This window comes from Stappia sp. TSB10GB4, from assembly GCF_900185745.1.
Classification (GTDB): Bacteria; Pseudomonadota; Alphaproteobacteria; order Rhizobiales; family Stappiaceae; genus Stappia.
Genome location: NZ_FYAV01000055.1, coordinates 278,875 through 296,120, shown reverse-complemented (window position 1 = coordinate 296,120; position 17,246 = coordinate 278,875). Strand labels below are relative to the sequence as shown.

The 17,246-nt window shown below is 66.6% G+C and carries 15 protein-coding genes and 1 CRISPR repeat array (1 of these 16 running past the window's edge); of the genes, 7 read left to right on the top strand and 8 right to left on the bottom strand.

The annotated features are described in order from the left end of the window. Window positions 1–232: direct repeats of the CRISPR family, unit length 38 nt; unit sequence GGTCTGACGACCACCGCGAATGTGAAGCGGATTGAGAC; it reaches 83 nt to the left of the window's first position. Between the two features lie 71 nt (window positions 233–303). Further along, complete coding sequence (locus tag TSB10GB4_RS16135) at window positions 304–2,487, top strand: hypothetical protein (RefSeq protein ID WP_186396556.1); 2,184 nt, start codon at window positions 304–306, stop codon at window positions 2,485–2,487. Between the two features lie 62 nt (window positions 2,488–2,549). Further along, the gene (locus TSB10GB4_RS16130) at window positions 2,550–3,311 is read left to right on the top strand and encodes a hypothetical protein (RefSeq protein WP_186396555.1); all 762 of its coding nucleotides are present in this window, start codon (window positions 2,550–2,552) and stop codon (window positions 3,309–3,311) included. A gap of 415 nt (window positions 3,312–3,726) precedes the next feature. Here TSB10GB4_RS16130 and TSB10GB4_RS16125 read toward each other — a convergent pair whose 3' ends face one another. Next, window positions 3,727–4,065 (bottom strand): hypothetical protein, encoded by a 339-nt coding sequence (locus TSB10GB4_RS16125; protein ID WP_186396554.1) that lies wholly within the window; start codon window positions 4,063–4,065, stop codon window positions 3,727–3,729. On the opposite strand from TSB10GB4_RS16125, the gene TSB10GB4_RS16120 reads away from it, so the two are divergent. The 3 genes from TSB10GB4_RS16120 to TSB10GB4_RS16110 are packed head-to-tail and all read left to right on the top strand — an operon-like array spanning window position 4,046 to window position 8,908. Continuing rightward, the gene (locus tag TSB10GB4_RS16120; protein WP_186396553.1) at window positions 4,046–5,026 is read left to right on the top strand and encodes an HlyD family secretion protein; all 981 of its coding nucleotides are present in this window, start codon (window positions 4,046–4,048) and stop codon (window positions 5,024–5,026) included. The genes TSB10GB4_RS16125 and TSB10GB4_RS16120 overlap by 20 nt on opposite strands. Next, window positions 5,023–7,779, top strand: a complete 2,757-nt coding sequence (gene rbbA, locus TSB10GB4_RS16115) for a ribosome-associated ATPase/putative transporter RbbA (protein ID WP_186396552.1) — start codon at window positions 5,023–5,025, stop codon at window positions 7,777–7,779. Before TSB10GB4_RS16120 ends, rbbA begins: the two co-directional genes overlap by 4 nt. Window position 7,780: 1 nt before the next feature. Next, on the top strand, window positions 7,781–8,908 hold the full coding sequence (locus tag TSB10GB4_RS16110; RefSeq protein WP_186396551.1) for an ABC transporter permease: 1,128 nt from the start codon (window positions 7,781–7,783) through the stop codon (window positions 8,906–8,908). A gap of 26 nt (window positions 8,909–8,934) precedes the next feature. On the opposite strand, the gene TSB10GB4_RS16105 is transcribed toward TSB10GB4_RS16110, so the two are convergent. Then, window positions 8,935–9,879 carry a LysR family transcriptional regulator gene (locus TSB10GB4_RS16105; RefSeq protein ID WP_208984835.1) on the bottom strand — a complete coding sequence of 315 codons (945 nt, stop codon included), beginning with the start codon at window positions 9,877–9,879 and terminating at the stop codon, window positions 8,935–8,937. A gap of 94 nt (window positions 9,880–9,973) precedes the next feature. Between TSB10GB4_RS16105 and TSB10GB4_RS16100 the strand changes: the two genes are divergently transcribed. Continuing rightward, entirely contained in the window at window positions 9,974–10,861 is an 888-nt protein-coding gene (locus TSB10GB4_RS16100; RefSeq protein ID WP_186396550.1) for an NAD(P)-dependent oxidoreductase, read from the top strand. Here TSB10GB4_RS16100 and TSB10GB4_RS16095 read toward each other — a convergent pair whose 3' ends face one another. The 3 genes from TSB10GB4_RS16095 to TSB10GB4_RS16085 all read right to left on the bottom strand — a co-directional run bounded on the left by TSB10GB4_RS16095 (window position 10,862) and on the right by TSB10GB4_RS16085 (window position 13,809). Further along, window positions 10,862–11,653: a crotonase/enoyl-CoA hydratase family protein gene (locus TSB10GB4_RS16095; protein ID WP_186396549.1), complete on the bottom strand. Its 792-nt coding sequence runs from the start codon at window positions 11,651–11,653 to the stop codon at window positions 10,862–10,864. Between the two features lie 89 nt (window positions 11,654–11,742). Continuing rightward, entirely contained in the window at window positions 11,743–12,729 is a 987-nt protein-coding gene (locus TSB10GB4_RS16090) for a LysR substrate-binding domain-containing protein (RefSeq protein ID WP_186396548.1), read from the bottom strand. Between the two features lie 534 nt (window positions 12,730–13,263). Next, window positions 13,264–13,809, bottom strand: coding sequence for a DUF6428 family protein (locus TSB10GB4_RS16085; RefSeq protein WP_186396547.1), 546 nt, complete (start codon window positions 13,807–13,809; stop codon window positions 13,264–13,266). A gap of 77 nt (window positions 13,810–13,886) precedes the next feature. On the opposite strand from TSB10GB4_RS16085, the gene TSB10GB4_RS16080 reads away from it, so the two are divergent. After that, on the top strand, window positions 13,887–14,201 hold the full coding sequence (locus TSB10GB4_RS16080) for a helix-turn-helix transcriptional regulator (RefSeq protein ID WP_186385890.1): 315 nt from the start codon (window positions 13,887–13,889) through the stop codon (window positions 14,199–14,201). A gap of 120 nt (window positions 14,202–14,321) precedes the next feature. Here TSB10GB4_RS16080 and TSB10GB4_RS16075 read toward each other — a convergent pair whose 3' ends face one another. The 3 genes from TSB10GB4_RS16075 to TSB10GB4_RS16065 form a co-directional block, all read right to left on the bottom strand. Continuing rightward, window positions 14,322–15,545 (bottom strand): MFS transporter, encoded by a 1,224-nt coding sequence (locus TSB10GB4_RS16075; RefSeq protein WP_186396546.1) that lies wholly within the window; start codon window positions 15,543–15,545, stop codon window positions 14,322–14,324. Window positions 15,546–15,641: 96 nt separating this feature from the next. Continuing rightward, window positions 15,642–16,181: a Chromate resistance protein ChrB gene (locus TSB10GB4_RS16070; protein WP_186396545.1), complete on the bottom strand. Its 540-nt coding sequence runs from the start codon at window positions 16,179–16,181 to the stop codon at window positions 15,642–15,644. Between the two features lie 92 nt (window positions 16,182–16,273). Then, complete coding sequence (locus tag TSB10GB4_RS16065) at window positions 16,274–17,125, bottom strand: N-acyl homoserine lactonase family protein (protein ID WP_244570930.1); 852 nt, start codon at window positions 17,123–17,125, stop codon at window positions 16,274–16,276. Between the last annotated feature and the right edge of the window lie 121 nt (window positions 17,126–17,246).

Below are 17,246 nucleotides of genomic sequence, written 5' to 3'. Positions count from 1 at the left end.
CCGCGAATGTGAAGCGGATTGAGACTCTTTCGGTGCCTCCCTAGGGGCACAATAATAGGTCTGACGACCACCGCGAATGTGAAGCGGATTGAGACACAGGAAGTCTGGCGATATGTACCAGAAAAAGTCTGACGACCACCGCGAATGTGAAGCGGATTGAGACCACGAAAGCCTCGGCAGGGATACCCTGCCCGGGTCTGACGACCACCGCGAATGTGAAGCGGATTGCCCTTGTCGTGCGCCGGTTCGCGCGGCATGGTTGCGCCGGGCGAAAGCCGATCATCAAGCGGGCGCGGGGGCGACATGACGGAGGCGGCAGGGGCCGGCGCGGAAGGGTTTGACCGCGAAACGGGCGATGGCGACCACGACGCACGGCTCGAGGGTGCGCCGTCCGGTCTCTACCGGCCGGATCTGTGGCGTGCGGCACGGGACATTCCGGTCGCCGCCGCCACGCATGTCTTCATCTGGCCACTCGTCCTTCGAATTCCTGACGACCGCGCCGGCGCGTCCGATTTCGCGCTGAAGATGCGTCGGAAAGTGATCCGCGACCTCTTGGCCGAGCAGGGTGATGGCGCCCCCGTCTGGGAGGAGGTCGAGGATCTGCTCCGCCACGCCGATCCGCCATCGCCGATGTCGACGGCCGCGTCGACCGAGCCTGTGGACCGCGCATCCGGCGCCGAGCCGGACGACCTCGCCGAGCGGCAGGTGGCCTATGCCGAGTTCGTCTATTTCTATGATTTCCTGCAGAACGTGCTCTTTCGCAAGAATGATCGCCAGAGCGGCTCCAGCCAGGTGCTCGGTCTTGATGGGAGCGAGCCCGTCATTCGCCTGTTTCGCCGCAAGGACGCCGCGCGCCTGACGGTCTGGCTGGACGCGACGACCCGCGCCGCGGCCGAGATCAAGCGCTGTAATCTCTATCTTTTCGGCACGGGGGCGGCGGCACTGATCGTCGAGGCAAACCTCCATCCCCGCCTCTATGGCCCTGACGACAAACCGTCGAAAGATCCCTTGAAGCAACACGACGACGACCGGACGCTCACGCTCGACCGCGTGCAAACGCTCATCGACAGGATGCGGCGCTGCTACCCGCCCTACTATGACGACAAGTCGACGCCGGGCCTGGTTCCGCACCGGCTCGTGTTCGAGGATCGCGCAGGCAGGCCGATCATCGTCCCTGGCACGCCGGAGGCGAACGCCTCCGAGCATGTCGGCAACATGCTGCCCTTCGACGGGCCGGGGGGCGCCTGGGCAACGATCGCGCCCGACCCGAAGACCGGTCGGCGCAACGCGCCGGTGATGGCACAGTGGCGCGGGTTGCTCGCCCCACTGCGCATCGATGGATATGTGCCCGGCGATATGTCCTCCGACGAGCCCGTCTGGCGTCACGTGGTCGACGAACGCATCCCGATGATGAGCTTCGTTTCGGTCACCGGTGCCTACGAGGCCGCGCACAGGACCCGCCACCCGTCCCTCGACGGCTGGCCCGAGGACGACAGGCTCTACCACGAGAAGAACCGCCGCGACGGGCTGGATCTCCTCTCGATCTCCCGCGGCGACTGGATGCGCCTCTGCTTCGCGGATGCGGCCGGATCCTACGACCTTCCGTATTCGCCGAACTTCCTCGCCGACTTCGAACGGAAGTCCTGCTATGATCGCTTCTTTCCCTCAACGGTCAGCCAAGGCGCGTCGCGGACGATGTTCGCGGGCTATCACACCGCCTTCGTCGGGGCGGGCGGCTTTTTCGACGGGCTGATTTCGCAGCACTTCCGACGGCACTATTTCCAGATGGCGCTGATCCTGACGATGGAGTTCGCTTCGCTGCTGGCGCTGTCGAGCCGCATCTCGGCGCAGGTCACCAACCTGAAGCGCACCGCCGACGTCGGCACCAATTCCGACGTCGCCGCCGACTTCCGCGACGCCATGCTGCAGATCGAGCGCGATTTTCTTGCCTTCGTTCACATCTACCGTTTCACCGGTATTTCCAACCAGATCCAGCCGCACGAGATGTTCTGCAAGTGGCGGGAGTCGCTCGGGCTGGATGCCCTGTTCGACGACGTGAAGGAGGAACTGCAGGCGGCAACCCGGTTTCTGCTCTCCATGGAGCAGACACGCCAGGCCGACAGCGCGAACCGGCTCGCCGTCATCGCCAGCGTCGGGCTGATCGTCGGCCTCGCGGCCGCCGTCCTCAGCATGAACTTCCTTCTCGTGCCGGAACTTTTTCCGCGCCTCTTCGGCATGCCGGGAGCGGACGGCGCGGGGGAGGCGCCGGGCGAATGGCCGGTGTTCCTGCAGCATCTTCGCGTGGTCCTTGCGACCTTCGGGGCGACCTCCTTCTCGGGCTTCGGTCTGATGTGGCTGCTGAGGGACAAGGCTGCGGCGACCGACCGGACCACGCGCAAGCTGATGTCCTTCGCCCTGGTCTCGGGCGTGCTCGGCGCGCTTGGCTTTGCGGTCGCCACCATCATGCTGCCAACTCCGGGGCTGTGAGCATGCCCTCTGCCCTCTCTCCGAACGGGCTTGTGTTCTGCCTTGGCGGTGCGGATCTCGAAATGCGCGAGATCCGCCGTCTTCTTGAGGACGCCGGCCATGGCGCCCGCATCCATGACAAGGACTTGAGCTGGGGGGCGCGGGCCTCAGCCTATCTGCCGGAAATCCGTACCGCGCTGGTGCGGGGACAGACACCCGTCCTGATCGAGCTTGGAGACGATCTGCCGGCAGATATCCCCCGGGCGCCTCTCGTGATCGTGGACCACCACGGGGAGCGGGCGCGCGCGGGATCGCCTTGCGCGCTGCGCCAGATCTTCGATCTGATCGGTGGGGAGGCTGTTGCCGGCTGGACGCGCTGGCGTGAACTCGTGGCCGCCAACGATGTCGGACATATCCGCGCGTTGCGCGAGCTTGGTGCGAGCGACGAGGAAATCCGCAGCGTGCGCGATGCGGATCGCGCGGCACAGGGGATCTCGCCGCAGGTCGAGGCCGGATCGCGCGCGGCCTTGCGGCAGGCCGAACGGATCGGCCCGCTTCTTGTCATCCGCACGGATCAACCGACGTCCTCGGCCATCGTCGATTTCCTCGATCCCGTCTATGGCGGACCGGGCGTCGACGATGTGCTGGTCGTCATGCCTGACAAGCTCGCCTTCTTTGGCCGCGGAGCCGCGATCGACGCCCTGGCCGACATGGACGGATGCTGGTTCGGAGGCGATCTTCCCACGCGTGGTTTCTGGGGCATTGCCGAGGTCTCCGACGCTCGCCGGAGCGAGGTGCTGCGGCGTCTCGTGACCGTTCTCGGCGACGTGGCCGACGACGACTGAGATCTGAGCCATGCCCATCCCCTCCGCCCATGCTCGGCTTCGCCCCGACTGCAGCATTTTCCACAGCCCGTCCACCTGCAAGGCTGCATACAAAACGCGCCTACAAATCTCCTCTTGGGTTTCATGCAAGATATTGATTACATTGCGTTATATTGTCCGATCAGGGAGTTCAAATCTCTCCGGCAGCACCACCCATCCCCTTGAAATCGTTATTCTCCCTTGCTTTTCGGCCGCTGACCGCCGAGGGGATCTGCGCGCAGTGACACGCAGATCGTCTGGAGACTTGCGAAGAACCGCGGGATCTGTCGCCAGTTTATGCCCGGATTGGCGCAGATGACGGGCAGATAGCCGATGTGAAGGCGATTGCCGTCGGCGTCGCCAATGATCTCGTCTGCGCTGACTGGGGTCGTGTTGCTCAGCCGATTGCTGCGATCGGAAAGCGTTGCTTCTTGTCGGTGCGGCTCGGCTCACGCTGCCCAACGGCCTCAAGATCCGTGCCTTGCAAGCAAGATGCAGCACCGATCAGGCTGTGATGCCGCAATAGTATGCAAGTCCTGCGGTCAAGGCTCGATGGCGGCAGGCAAAATTTACCCTTTACGATGACCCGCCTTTGACTGACATCAAATGGTTGTGCACGCGGGTGCCCTAAGCGTGCATTATGCAAAGCATGATCGGCGCTGTGCAGGCGCAGGCCGACATGACGCCATGCATTTTCTGCTTGCAAGGGACTTTCGATGAAGTGGAAACAGGTCATCGCCGTGACGGCTCTGATCGCGGCCGTCGCGGGCGGGTTCTATCTGTGGCGCACGATGAACACCGAGACGCTGCCCCACGGCATCGCCGCTTCGAACGGCAGGATCGAAGCCGAGCGCGTCGACGTTGCCACCAAGATGGCCGGGCGCGTGACGGAGGTCCTGGTCAGCGAGGGCGAGATGGTCGAGGCAGGGCAACTCGTCGCACGCATGGATGTGTCGGAACTCAACGCCCGGCTCGCCCAGGCTCGCGCCACGGTCGCCCAGGCCGAGCAGGGTCTGCGCCAGTCCGAAGCGCAGGTCGCCTTGTACGAGGCCAAGCGCGACCTCGCCGAAAAGGAGCATCAGCGCACCGTCGCGCTGGTTGAGCGGCAGGTGAGTTCGCAGGAACTGGCCGACCAGCGGCGCACCGCGCTCGACACCGCCGTGGCGGGGGTGGAAGCGGCCAAGGCCGGCGTCGGACTTGCCAAGGCCACCATCGAGTCGGCCAAGGCTGCGGTCGCCCAGCTCGAAGCCATTCTCGACGACACCCAGTTGCGCGCGCCCCGCGGCGGCCGGGTCCAGTACCTTTTGGCCCGCGAAGGCGAGGTGCTCGGCGCCGGCGGCAAGGTGCTCGCCCTCACCGATCTGACCGACATCTACATGACCATTTTCCTGCCGGCACGCGATGCCGGTCTGCTGCAGGTCGGCAGCGAAGCGCGCCTGATCCTCGACCCCATTCCCGACTACGTCATCCCGGCGAATGTCACCTTCGTCGCCAGCAATGCCCAGTTCACACCGAAGTCGGTGGAAACGTCGGATGAGCGCGAGAACCTGATGTTCCGGGTGAAGCTGTCCATCCCGAAGGATCTTCTGACCCGGTACCAGGACCGCGCCAAGGCCGGTGTCGCAGGCGTCGGTTATGTGCGGACCGACCCTGCCGTCGCCTGGCCGGGCTTCCTGGAGGTCAAGCTGCCGCAATGACGGGAGAACCGGCCGCCAGGCTGCAGGGCGTCACGCATCGTTATGGCGAGGTCGCAGCCCTCTGCGATGTCACGCTCGACATTCCGGCCGGCTGCATGGCCGGCCTGATCGGCCCGGACGGGGTTGGCAAGTCGACCCTGCTGGCGATCATCTCCGGCGTGCGCCGCATCCAGTCGGGTTCGGTAACGGTGTTCGGCGGCGATATGGCCAGCGCGGCCCATCGCCGGGCCTGCAGCCGGCGCGTCGCCTATATGCCGCAGGGGCTCGGCCGCAACCTCTACCCAACCCTGTCGGTCCGCGAGAATCTCGATTTCTTCGGACGTCTGTTCGCACAGTCGGAGGCGGAGCGCGCGGAGCGGATCCACGCGCTGCTGGAAGCCACCGGCCTTGCGCCGTTTCCCGATCGCCCGGCCGGCAAGCTTTCCGGCGGCATGAAGCAGAAATTGTCGCTCTGCTCCGCCCTCATCCACGATCCGGACCTTCTGATCCTTGATGAACCCACCACCGGCATCGATCCGCTCTCGCGCGAGCAGTTCTGGGAGCTGATCGCCAGCATCCGGCGCGACCGCCCGCAAATGAGCGTCATCGTCGCCACCGCCTATATGGAGGAGGCCGAACGCTTCGACTGGCTGGCCGCCATGATGGATGGGCGGATCATCGCTGAGGGCACGCCCGAGGCGCTGCGGCAAGCTGCCGGCGTCTCGACGCTGGAAGCTGCGTTCGTTGCCATGCTGCCGGAAGCCGAGCGGCGCGGACACCGTGCCGTCGAGGTGCCGCCGCGCGTGCCGATGGAGGGACCGCCGGCGATCGAGGCGCACGGCCTGACCTGCCGCTTCGGCGACTTCACCGCCGTCGACCATGTGAGTTTCGAAATCGAGCGCGGCGAAATCTTCGGTTTTCTGGGATCGAATGGCTGCGGCAAGTCGACCACGATGAAGATGCTGACCGGGCTTTTGCCGGCAAGCGAGGGCGATGCGCTGCTGTTCGGCGAGACGCTGAACGCCAACGACATGGCTACCCGGCGCCGCGTCGGCTACATGTCGCAGTCCTTCTCGCTCTATTCCGAGCTGACGGTGCGCCAGAACCTGGAGCTGCACGCAGCCCTCTACCGTCTCGCCCCCGAAACGCGCGCCGCCCGCATCGAGGAAATGCTGAGCACCTTCGACCTGCGGGGCGAGGCGGACATGCGGCCAAACGGGCTGCCGCTCGGCATCAGGCAGCGGCTGCAGCTTGCCGTGGCGCTGATCCACAAGCCGGAAGTGCTTATTCTCGATGAGCCCACCTCCGGCGTCGATCCGGTCGCGCGGGACATTTTCTGGCAGTACCTGATCGACCTAGCGCGCAATCAGGGCGTGACGATCTTCATCTCGACCCATTTCATGAACGAGGCGGAGCGGTGCGACCGCATCTCGCTGATGCATGCGGGCAGGGTGCTGGCCGTCGGCGCGCCTGACGAACTGACCCGCAGCAAGGGCGCGGCCAGCCTGAACGACGCCTTCATCGACATTCTGCGCGAGGCGTCCGGGCAGGACGTCTCACCCGAACCGGTCAGGGCAGCTCCGGTTTCCGAACCCGAAGTTCCAGCCCCGCGGCCGGCTCCGGCGTCCATCGCGGATACAGGCGGATTTTTCAGCCCGTCGCGCCTTTGGGCGTTTGCCCGCCGCGAGACGATGGAACTGCTGCGCGATCCCATGCGGCTGGTCTTTGCCTTTCTCGGACCGGTCATCCTCATGCTGACCTTCGGTTACGGCATTTCGCTGGACGTCCAGAACCTGCCCTATGCCGTGCTGGACCGCGACCGGTCCATGGAGAGCAGGACGCTGCTGGAGAGCTTCTCCGGCTCGCGCTATTTCGAGGAGCACGCGCCGGCGACCGGCAGGCGGGATCTGCAACAGCGCATGGTCGACGGCGAAATCAGCATCGGCATCGAGATTCCGCCCGGGTTCGGGCGCCAGCTCCTGCGCGGCGATACCCCGGAGATCGATGTGCTGATCGACGGTGCGATGCCGTTCCGTGCCGAGACGGCGCGCGGCTATCTGCAGGGCCTGGCCCTTGGCTACTACACTGACCAGATCGAGCGGCAGTTCGGCGAGGTGATCTCGCCCTATGCCACCGAGGTGGTCACCCGTTTCCGCTACAATCAGTCCTTCAAGAGCGTGTTCGCCATCGTGCCCTCGGTGATGATGCTGATGCTCGTCCTCATCCCCGCCATCATGACGGCAATGGGCGTGGTGCGCGAAAAGGAAACCGGTTCGATCGCCAATTTCCGCTCGACGCCGGTCACGCGCAGCGAGTTCCTGCTCGGCAAGCAGCTTCCCTATGTCGTCATCGCCCTGATCAGCTTCGCCAGCCTCGTCGCCATCGGCTATGTGGTGTTCGGTGTTCCCCTGAAGGGCTCTGCTCCGGCACTCATTGTCGGAACCCTGTTCTACATCCTGGCAACAACGGCCTTCGGCCTTCTGGTGTCGACCTTCACCAGGACGCAGGTGGCCGCCACCTTCGCCGCCGCGATCATCGCCATCATTCCCGCCGTCAACTTTTCCGGCCTGATCGTGCCGGTCTCCTCGCTGTCGGGGAGCGGGCGCCTCATTGGCCTGGCCTTCCCGTCCTCCTGGTATCAGCAGGTCAGCGTGGGCACCTTCACCAAGGGGCTGGGCTTCGCCGAGCTTTGGCACAATCACCTGGCGCTGGCCGGTTTCGCGCTGTTCTTCACCGTCCTGTCGATCGCCATTCTGGACAAGCAGGAGACATAGAATGCTTCTGTGGCTCGCCAATGTCTATCGCCTGGGGGTCAAGGAACTCAGAAGCCTCGTCTTCGATCCCGTCCTGCTGCTGCTGATCGTCTATGTCTTCACGCTGGCGATCTACGCCGTTGCGACAGGCGCCAAGCTCGAGGTGCTGAACGCGTCCGTCGCCTATGTCGACGAGGACCGTTCCGCCCTGTCCGGACGCATCATCAGCGCCATTCTGCCGCCGGAATTCGATACCCCCGTCGAGATCTCCGCCGACCGGATCGACGCGAGCATGAACAGCGGCGCCTTTGTTTTCGTGCTGCGCTTTCCGCCGAATTTCGAAGCCGATCTGCTGGCCGGTCGCAAGTCCGAGATCCAGCTCAATGTCGACGCGACCGCCATGGCCCAGGCGGGCAACGGTACGGTGTTCCTGCAGTCGATCATCCAGGCCGAGACCGCGAAGTTCCTGAGCGGCAACGAAAACGCCGCGGCGCTGCCGATCAACCTCGTCGTCCGTGCCATGTTCAACCCGAACCTCGACTCGAGCTGGTTCAACGCGGTGATGCAGGTGATCAACAACGTCACCCTCCTGTCGGTGCTTCTGACCGGGGCCGCGCTGATCCGCGAACGCGAGCACGGCACCATCGAGCATCTTCTGGTGATGCCGGTGAAGCCCTCCGAGATCATGGTGGCGAAGATCTGGGCGAACGGACTGGTCATCGTACTGGCCGCCGTTCTGTCGCTGATCTTCGTGGTGCAGGGTCTGCTCGGCGTGCCGATCCACGGGTCGATTGCCCTGTTCGTCTTCGGGGCCCTGATCTACATGATCTCGGTGACGGGGCTCGGCATCCTGATCGCCACCTTCACGACCTCGATGCCGCAGTTCGGCCTTCTCGCACTGCCGGTTCTGGTCATCATGAACCTGCTTTCCGGCAGCACCACGCCGATGGAAAGCATGCCCGAATGGCTCCAGGCGATCATGCAGGCATCGCCCTCGACCCACTTCGTTGCCTTTGCCCAGGCCATTCTCTACCGCGGCGCAGGGCTGACGACCGTGTGGCCGTCACTCGTCGCGATGTCGGTCCTGAGCGCGGTTTTCTTCGTCGTCGCGCTGTCGCGTTTCCGCAAAACCATGGCCGGTGCACGCTGACCGCGACGCCAGAGTGGGCAGGGAGTTCAAGTCTCTCCAACGGCACCATTCTCCTGCATTTTCCGATGGTTCAGCGCCTCTTCGGCCGGCGCTCGGCTTTCGTGCCGGGCGAGGTGCCGCTCTGCCGCATCGCGCAGGATCGCACAAAGGTCGGCTGCGGCTGATGTGGGGGCCTCCGCGCTGAGCAGTCTGACCTCTATCGGCGGCAGATGGGGCAATCCGTGCGCGTGAGGGTCGATCTCCCGCAGGTCGGCAGGGATGCGGTGCCGTGTCCGCGCCGTGAGCCCATGGCCGGTGCGCAGCGCCGCCCACAGCCCTGGGAGGCTCGGCGTCGTTAGCGCCAGCCGCCAGGCTCGCCCCGCCTCGTCGAGGCCGCGCAGCGCCGACTGGCGGAACAGGCAGGGATGGTCGAACAGCACCAGCGGCAACGGAACTTCGATCGCTTGCGCCGCACCCGTGCCGATCCACACCAGCGGCAGGGTGGCGATGCGCTCGCCGTGCCCGTCCGAGCCGGCCGGAAAGAAGGCGAGGGCGGCATCCAGCCGCCCGGCGCGCACCTCCTGCGCCAGCACGTGGTTGCGGCCCGCGCGCACCTCCGCATGGGTGCCGGGATGCCGTTTGGCGAAGGCCCGCAGCGCGTCCGGCATCACGTCCTCGAAGAAGTCCTGCGGCAGTCCGAGCCGGACCGCGGCCGGCTGCGCCGCGGCGCCCAGCCGGTCGAGCGCCGCATCGTTCAGCGCCAGGATGCGCCTTGCATGGCCGAGCAGCGTCTCGCCGGCCTCGGTCGGCACCAGGCCGCGGCCGCTGCGCCGGAACAGGACCTGGCCGGTCTGCTGCTCCAGCTTTTTCAGATGCATGCTGATCGCCGATTGCGAACGGCCGAGCTGGGAGGCGGCCCGGGCGAAGCTGCCGAGTTCGATGCCGGCGACCATGCTGCGCAGCGCGTCCATGTCGAGATTGGCTCTGATCATCCCGAAATCCTGAAGTCGATATCCTGAATTATCCGATATTCGAAAGATCATGGCCGCGCTAGCCTTTGCGCAGGTCCGACAAAGGAGGGTGGGAATGCGTATCGGGTTCATCGGTCTTGGCGTGATGGGGCAGCCGATGGCGCTCAATCTGGCGCGGGCGGGCGCCGATCTGCTGGTGTGGAACCGCACGATTGAGCGCTGCGACCCCTTGCGCGAGGCCGGCGCGAGCGTTGCGGCGAGCGCGGCCGAGGTGTTTCGGAACGCGCAGGTGATCATCCTGATGATGGCGAACGGGGCTGCCACCGATGCGGTGCTCGGCCGCGGCACGGAGCGCTTCGCCGCCAATGTCGGCGGGCGGCTGATCGTCTCGATGGGCACCAGCGCGCCCGACTGGTCGCGCGGGCTGGACGCCGACATCCGCGCGGCCGGCGGGCGCTATGTCGAGGCGCCGGTCTCCGGCTCCCGCGTGCCGGCGGAGGAAGGCCAACTGGTCGGCATGCTGGCGGGCGCTGCCGACGATGTCGCGATGCTGCGCGAGCTGCTGCGGCCGGTCTGCCGCGAGACGGTTGCCTGCGGCGCGGTGCCGGGCGCCCTCACCATGAAACTGTCGGTCAATCTGTTCCTGGTCACCATGGTCGCGGGTCTTGCCGAAGCCTTCCATTTCGCTGAGCGACAGGGCGCGGATCTGCAGTGTTTTCAAGCGGTTCTGGACGCCGGGCCGATGGCCAGCGCGGTCTCCCGGATCAAGCTCGCCAAGCTGTGCGCCGACGACTTCTCGGTGCAGGCGGCAATCTCGGACGTGAAGATGAACAGCGGGCTCGTCGCCGAGGCGGCGCGCGGCGCCGGGATCGCCGCGCCGCTGCTCGATGTCGCGGACGCGCTTTTCAACGAGGCGGAGGGGCTGGGCCTGGGGAAGCAGGACATGGCCGCCGTGGTCAAGGCGATCGCGGCCCGCAGCGACGGCGGGCCGCACGGCGCCTGATCAGGTGCCGGAATAGACCGGCACCCGCCGCTCGATCCAGGCATCGAGCCCTTCGTGAATGTCGTTCGTCGCGACCATCCGGGCGAACTGCTCGCCCTCCGCGACCAGGCCTTCGGCGATGGTCATGTTGAGGCCGCGGGCGACGGCGGAGATGATGCCGGCGGCCGCCAGCGGCGAGTGGCGCAGGATCCGGCGGGCAAGGGCGCGGGCGCGGTCCATCACCTCGCCGGGCGGCACGACGGCGTTGACGAGGCCCATCTCCAGCGCCCGCTCGGGCGTGAAGGGATCGCCGGTCAGGAGCAGCTCCAAAGCCCGTTTGCGGCCGGAAAGCCTAGGCAAACGCTGGGTTCCGCCGAAGGTCGGCGGGATGCCGATGGCGATTTCCGGCTTGGCGAAACGGGCCTCGTTGCTGGCGACGGCCAGGTGCGCGGCCTCGGTGATCTCGCAGCCGCCGCCATAGGCAAGGCCGTTGACGGCGACGATCACGGGCTTCGGAAAGGCCTCGAGCCGGGCGGTCATCGCCTGGCCGCGGCGGACGAAGTCGCGCACCGCGCGGGCCGGGCCGAGCCGGACGCTCTCGCGGAACTGCGGAATGTCGCCGCCGGCGGAGAAGGCGCGCTCGCCGGCGCCGGTCAGGATCACCGCGCCAACGCGCGGGTCGAACTCGATCTCCTCCAGCCGTTCGAGCAGCCGGTCGGCCATCTCGTAGTTGATCGCGTTGAGCTTGTCAGGCCGGTTCAGGGTCAAGGTGGCGATGCCGCCGTCGATTTCGCACAGCACGGTGTCGGACATGGGGGTCTCCTCGTCGGTCCAGTCACGCCATGCTGGCCCGATGGCCTGCCGGACACAAACGAGGAAACCTCGCCTCAGATGAACAGAATTCATGCTCGGAAAGCCGCACTCTCACCCTTCAGCCAGCGCAGGAAGGCGGCGATCTCCCGGCGCGGCTCGTGACCGGAGGGCAGCAGCGCCCAATAGCCGGTGCGCACCGGCACGGGCGGGCAGCCGGCCAGCGGCGAGAGGACGGGGGAGGCAGGAGCAGGAGAGGAGGGCGTGGGAGAGGAGAGCGCGGACGACGGGGACGCGGGCGAAGAAGACGCGGGGGAAGCGAGCGCGCCGGCGCAGAGCGGCAGGCGGGCAAGGGCGACGCCGAGCCCCTGCGCGGCGGCTTCCAGCGCCAGATCGACCGTATCGACATGCAGCCCCCGGCCGGGCGGCGGCAGCGTCTCGCCCGTCGCCGACGCCCCTCCGACGAACCATGCCGCCCAGTCGTTCTCGACCGACGCCACATGAATGAGCGGCGCGCGCGCCCAGTCGATCCGCCCCTCGCGCTGCGGCAGGCGGGCGGCAAGGTCGGGATGCGCGACCGGCTGCAACGCCTCGCGGAACAGCAGTTCGGAGCGCGCCGACGGCCAGGGCGCCGGCCCCATGCGGATGGCGAGATCGACGCCGTCGAGCGGAAACACCGCCTGCCGGTGGCTGGTGTCGATATGCAGGTCGATCTCCGGATGGCGGCCGGCAAACCGGCCGAGCCGCGGCACCAGCCAGCGGCGGGCGAAGGTCGGGGCGACGCTGACGCGGATCCTTCGGGCGCCGAGCAGCGGCGACACCCGGTGCGCGCCGGTGGCGATCATCGACAGGCCCTCGCTGACGTAAGGAAGCAGATCCTCGCCGGCGGCGGTCAGCGTCACAGCGCGGCCCGAGCGGTCGAACAGCGGCGCGCCGAGCCAGGTCTCCAGCGTGTCGATGCCGTGGCTGACGGCCGACGGGGTGAGGCCAAGCTCCTCGGCCGCCAGCTTGAAACTGGCATGGCGGGCGGCGGCCTCGAACAGGCGGAGCGAGGCGAGCGGCGGCAGGCGCAGGCTCATCGGCGGGTCCCCGTGAAATGAGTTTTGCTCATTTAAACGCGGGAAACGGGCGCGGGGCAAAGCAAAATCGGCGGGGCCGGCCCGCCGTGCCGGCCGGGTCCTCCGGCGGCCTTGTCCCCGATTGCGAGGCTTGCGACGGATTTTGCGAAATTCCGTCTCAATTTCCGCGAAAATTGACGCAAGGCGTCGCAATTTCGCGAAATCGTCGCGCCGCCCGGTCGGCGGGGCAGGGGCGCTGCTCAACCCATGCCGACCGGACGGTGTCTCGTAAAAAATAACAGGGGTGAGCCGCGTCGCCGAAAGACCTGCCGCCGCGCCGGTGCCATGGCGCGCCGGGTGTGCCCGCAAAACCGGGGATAAGGTTTTTGGGAGAGGCGTCGGCGCTGTCAGACGATCAGGCAGGCAGGAAAGCCGTTCGTCCGCACGGCTGATCGCCCCACAATCCTCGACCGTCAAGCCTGGTCTGCGTGGGTCTTGCCGGCAAGGGTCCGGTTCGCGAAAGGCCGGCGCCTTTCGCGAACCGCAATGGCGAGGTCAGGCGCAGCAGCCGCCCGGCGTCCGCGCCTCGGCCGAGGGCGTGCAGCAGGCCGCCGCGGCCATATGGGCCTCCGACACGGCGGCAGTGCCGCAGCAGGCCGCCTGCTCGCCCGGTGCCCGCGCCGCCGCACTGCGTTCGGCCGGCTTGCACACCGCCCGCGTCTCGTTGAGGCGCAGCACCAGGCGGCCATCCTCGGCCTGCGGGGCATCGGGAAGCATCAGGCGCAGGCCCCGGTTGCCCGGGGCGAACTCCACGATCACCGGAGCCTGCGCCAGCGCGGGCAGCGCCTTGAGGCTCCTTTCGAGAATGCCGACGAACTTGCCGGCCGGCATGTGGGGGCGGCCCGTCCCGTCGAGCAGTTGCAGGCGCACCTCGGGCCAGGCCTCGATGGTGCCGCCGCAATCGATGCCGGTCGAGGCGGAATGGCGCAGTTCGGTGACGTGATATCCGGGGCCGATGTCGCCGGCCTCGCTGGCGAAGACCAGCGGGGTTTCCTGGGGGTGGTCGCGCAGCAGGGCGATGAGGTCGGGAAGGGTGATCATGGTCGGGCCTTTCATTTCAAGCTATGTTGAAATAATATCTGCCACAGCAACTCTGACATTTCAAGAGGAATTGAATTGTGAACGAGCAGGAAGCTGCCACCCTTTTCGGGGCCCTGTCGAACGACGACCGGTTGCGGGTGATCAGGGCCTTGGTGCGGGCGGGGCCGGCCGGCCTTGCGGCCGGAGAGATCGCCGAGGCGATCGGCGCCAGCCCATCGCGCGCCTCGTTCCATCTTTCGACACTGTCGGAAGCCGGCTTCGTCCATGCCGAGCGGCAGGCGCGCAGCCTGCGCTACCGGGTCGACTTCGACCGGATCGGCGCGCTGATGCGCTTTCTTCTGGAGGAGTGCTGCGCCGGCCACCCGGACCTGCGGTCGTGCTGCGGGTCGTGATCAAGGTGGGGCCAACACCCATCGCGCGGCTGATCTAATCCTCGTCCTCGCGGCCGAGGCCGAACGCCATGGATTCCGACAAGGCCGAGATTGTCACGCACTCAGTCCTGGATTATCGCCTCATCCGCCCTTGCGCGCATTCAGCCGCCGGCGCAGCGGGTAGAGGCCGATGATCGTCAGAACGGAGAAGGCGGCGCCGGCGAGGAAGGTGCCTTGCGGGCCGACACCGTCCCACAGCGCGCCGGCGATGACGCTGGCCGCGAGCAGGGCGATGCCGGTGATGAGATTGAACATGCCAAAGGCGGTCCCGCGCAGTTCGGCCGGCGCCGCATCGGCGATCAGCGTCGCCAGCAGACCCTGCGTGAACCCCATATGCAGGCCCCACAGCACGACGCCGCAGGCGATGCCGAGAAGGCCGGGGGCTAAGGCGAGGACGAGGTCGGCGGCGATGAGTAGGCCCAGGCCGATAACGAGGATGGTGACACGGTCCATCCGGTCCGAGAGCGCGCCGGCGGGATAGGCCGACAGGGCGTAGGCGACATTCATCACCACCAGGACGGCGGGCACCAGCATCAGCGGCAGGCCGGTGCCTTCGGCGCGCAGGATCAGAAACGCCTCGCTGAACCGGGCAAGCGTGAAGACCGCGGCAACGGCGACCACCCACCAGTAGGTCGTCCCCAGCAGTGCCAGTTCGCGCCGGCTCAGCGGATTGCGTACCTGCCGAAGCCCCTCCTGGCGCCTGGGTTCGCGAACGGCGAAGACGATCAGCCCGAAGGCGAGGAAGGCCGGGATCACGGCGACCCAGAAGACCGAGACGAAATCATCGGCGAAGAGCCACATCAGGCCGATCGCCAGCAGCGGGCCGAGGAAGGCGCCGACCGTGTCGAGGGACTGGCGCAGGCCGAAGCTCGCGCCGCGCAACTCGGGCGGGCTGATGTCGGCAACGAGCGCATCCCTCGGCGCGCCGCGAATGCCCTTGCCGATCCGGTCGACGAAGCGGGCGGTGACCAGCCAGCCGACGGTCGGCGCCAGCGGGAAGATCGGCTTGGTGACGGCGGCGAGCCCATAGCCGAGCGCCGCCAGCTCCTTGCGCCGGCCGATCCGGTCGCTGAGCGCCCCGGAGAAAATCTTGGTGATCGAGGCCGTCGCCTCGGCGATGCCCTCGATAATGCCGACGGTGAGCGCGGTGGCACCGAGCCCGACGACCAGATAGACCGGCAGCAGGGCATGGATCATTTCCGACGAAACATCCATCAGCAGCGAGACGAAGCCGAGTGCCCAGATGCCGGAGGGAATCCGGCGCCACACCGGACCTGAATTGGCCGTCGGCCCGACATTGCTCATGCGATGTCCCTTGTGATCATCGTGCTCAACGTGACCATGCCGCTCAACTCCAATGATGCCGCCGGTGTGGTGGCCCCGGTGTGATGGCCCGGTTCGCTACTTGTTCTCGTCGTGAGCTTCGAAGACGCGCTGGGCATAGGCGTCCAGGATCGTCTCGCATGTCTTGAGGCGGCTCTCGGCCTCGGCGCGCAGGGTGGCACCGTAGAAGTCGAGTTTCTTGATCTTCTCCAGCCAACCCTGGAGCTTCTTCAGGTCGACATCGTTCTCTTCGAGTTCGGCGTAGGTGTAGTGATTGGCCGCCTCTTCCTTGGCGATCTCGCGCTCGAAGTCGTCGCACTTGTCGAGGAACTCCTTGTATTCCTCGTCGCGGTCGGCCTTGAAACGCGACAGCACCTTGTCCTCCTGGCTGCGGTCGAGGCCGACGGTCTGCAGGAGGACCGACTCGCCATTCATCTCGGCGACATCGTTCTCCAGCATCTTGAGCCGGCGGAGATGGTCGTCCGTCTTCGGCAGCAGGCAGACGCCGCTTTGCAGGTAGACGGCGCCCATGCCCTTGAGCCGGCGCCACAGCGCGACGCGCTTCCTGGCGGGCTCGGGGGGAACCTTGTAGGTCAGCAGCAACCAGGATGTTGTCATCGTCACATCATGGTGTTACGGCCGTTACATGTCAATCGGCAGGTTCGCACAGAATTGGCATAACGTATCGAAAGTGACGGCCGTCGCGCCCCTCACGCGACCTTGCGGATGACGACGGCGTCTTCCCAGTCGGGGTCGAGGCGCGGGTAGAGGGTGAGGACGTCGGGGTCATGGCCGGGCAGGATCTCGCAGCCGGCCTCGATCAGCTCTTGCAGCACGCGGTAACCCTCGACCGTGCGGAAATAGTCGGCGAAGACCGGAAAGATCTGGCCGTCGGTCAGGTAGCGGCGCAGGTGCAGCGCGTCCGAGGCGATGACCAGCGGCGTTGTCCCGTCGACGACGAGGATCTGCAACCCTTGCGAATGGCCGCCGACGAGGCGGGCGGTCAGCCCCGGCAGCAGCGTGTAATCCCCCTCGTGGAAGCGCACGCGGTCCAGGTAGACCATCTCCACCGCGGTCTTGACATCCTCGACCGCGAAGGGCTTGCGCATCCGGGCATGGCACATGCAGCGGCCGGTCGCATAAGCCATCTCCGCATCCTGCAAGTGGATGGTCGCATTGGGGAAATGGCGCAGGTTGCCGGCATGGTCGTAATGCAGATGGGTGATGAAGACGTCGGTGACGTCCTGCGGCGCGACGCCGATGCGCTCCAGCGCCGCGACCGGATGGACCAGCAGGATCCGCTGGCGGGCGGCGCCTTCCTCGGGCGCAAAGCCGGTATCGACCAGCACGGTTCTGTCCCCGTTGCGGCACAGCCAGATATAATAGTCGAGACGGGCCTCGCCCTCGTGCGGGTCGGGATCGAGCACGGCATGGCCGGGCGGCAGGTCCTTGGTGGCATAGCGCAGCGCGATCACCTGCCACGGCGCGGCGGGGGAGGAGGAGGAGGAAGAGGAGGAGGAGGAGGAGGAGGAGGAGGCCTTGCGGAGGCTGGGAATGGTCACGGAACGGTCTCCCTGAAGTGGACGGTCGGCTGTTGCCTGGCGGCCTGGCGCTGGCAGTTTGTCTGACAATCTGTCATTCTAGCTCTATACCTGCCGGACCACGGGATGTCCAACAAGCAGC

What these genes read in the sequence shown, in the direction of transcription:
- TSB10GB4_RS16075 (WP_186396546.1), bottom strand. Translation starts at nt 15,545, where the DNA reads ATGAGCAATGTCGGGCCGACGGCCAATTCAGGTCCGGTGTGGCGCCGG.
- TSB10GB4_RS16105 (WP_208984835.1), bottom strand. Translation starts at nt 9,879, where the DNA reads ATGATCAGAGCCAATCTCGACATGGACGCGCTGCGCAGCATGGTCGCC.
- TSB10GB4_RS16100 (WP_186396550.1), top strand. Translation starts at nt 9,974, where the DNA reads ATGCGTATCGGGTTCATCGGTCTTGGCGTGATGGGGCAGCCGATGGCG.
- TSB10GB4_RS16110 (WP_186396551.1), top strand. Translation starts at nt 7,781, where the DNA reads ATGCTTCTGTGGCTCGCCAATGTCTATCGCCTGGGGGTCAAGGAACTC.
- TSB10GB4_RS16085 (WP_186396547.1), bottom strand. Translation starts at nt 13,809, where the DNA reads ATGATCACCCTTCCCGACCTCATCGCCCTGCTGCGCGACCACCCCCAG.
- TSB10GB4_RS16090 (WP_186396548.1), bottom strand. Translation starts at nt 12,729, where the DNA reads ATGAGCCTGCGCCTGCCGCCGCTCGCCTCGCTCCGCCTGTTCGAGGCC.
- TSB10GB4_RS16095 (WP_186396549.1), bottom strand. Translation starts at nt 11,653, where the DNA reads ATGTCCGACACCGTGCTGTGCGAAATCGACGGCGGCATCGCCACCTTG.
- TSB10GB4_RS16135 (WP_186396556.1), top strand. Translation starts at nt 304, where the DNA reads ATGACGGAGGCGGCAGGGGCCGGCGCGGAAGGGTTTGACCGCGAAACG.
- rbbA (WP_186396552.1), top strand. Translation starts at nt 5,023, where the DNA reads ATGACGGGAGAACCGGCCGCCAGGCTGCAGGGCGTCACGCATCGTTAT.
- TSB10GB4_RS16125 (WP_186396554.1), bottom strand. Translation starts at nt 4,065, where the DNA reads ATGACCTGTTTCCACTTCATCGAAAGTCCCTTGCAAGCAGAAAATGCA.
- TSB10GB4_RS16070 (WP_186396545.1), bottom strand. Translation starts at nt 16,181, where the DNA reads ATGACAACATCCTGGTTGCTGCTGACCTACAAGGTTCCCCCCGAGCCC.
- TSB10GB4_RS16120 (WP_186396553.1), top strand. Translation starts at nt 4,046, where the DNA reads ATGAAGTGGAAACAGGTCATCGCCGTGACGGCTCTGATCGCGGCCGTC.
- TSB10GB4_RS16130 (WP_186396555.1), top strand. Translation starts at nt 2,550, where the DNA reads ATGCGCGAGATCCGCCGTCTTCTTGAGGACGCCGGCCATGGCGCCCGC.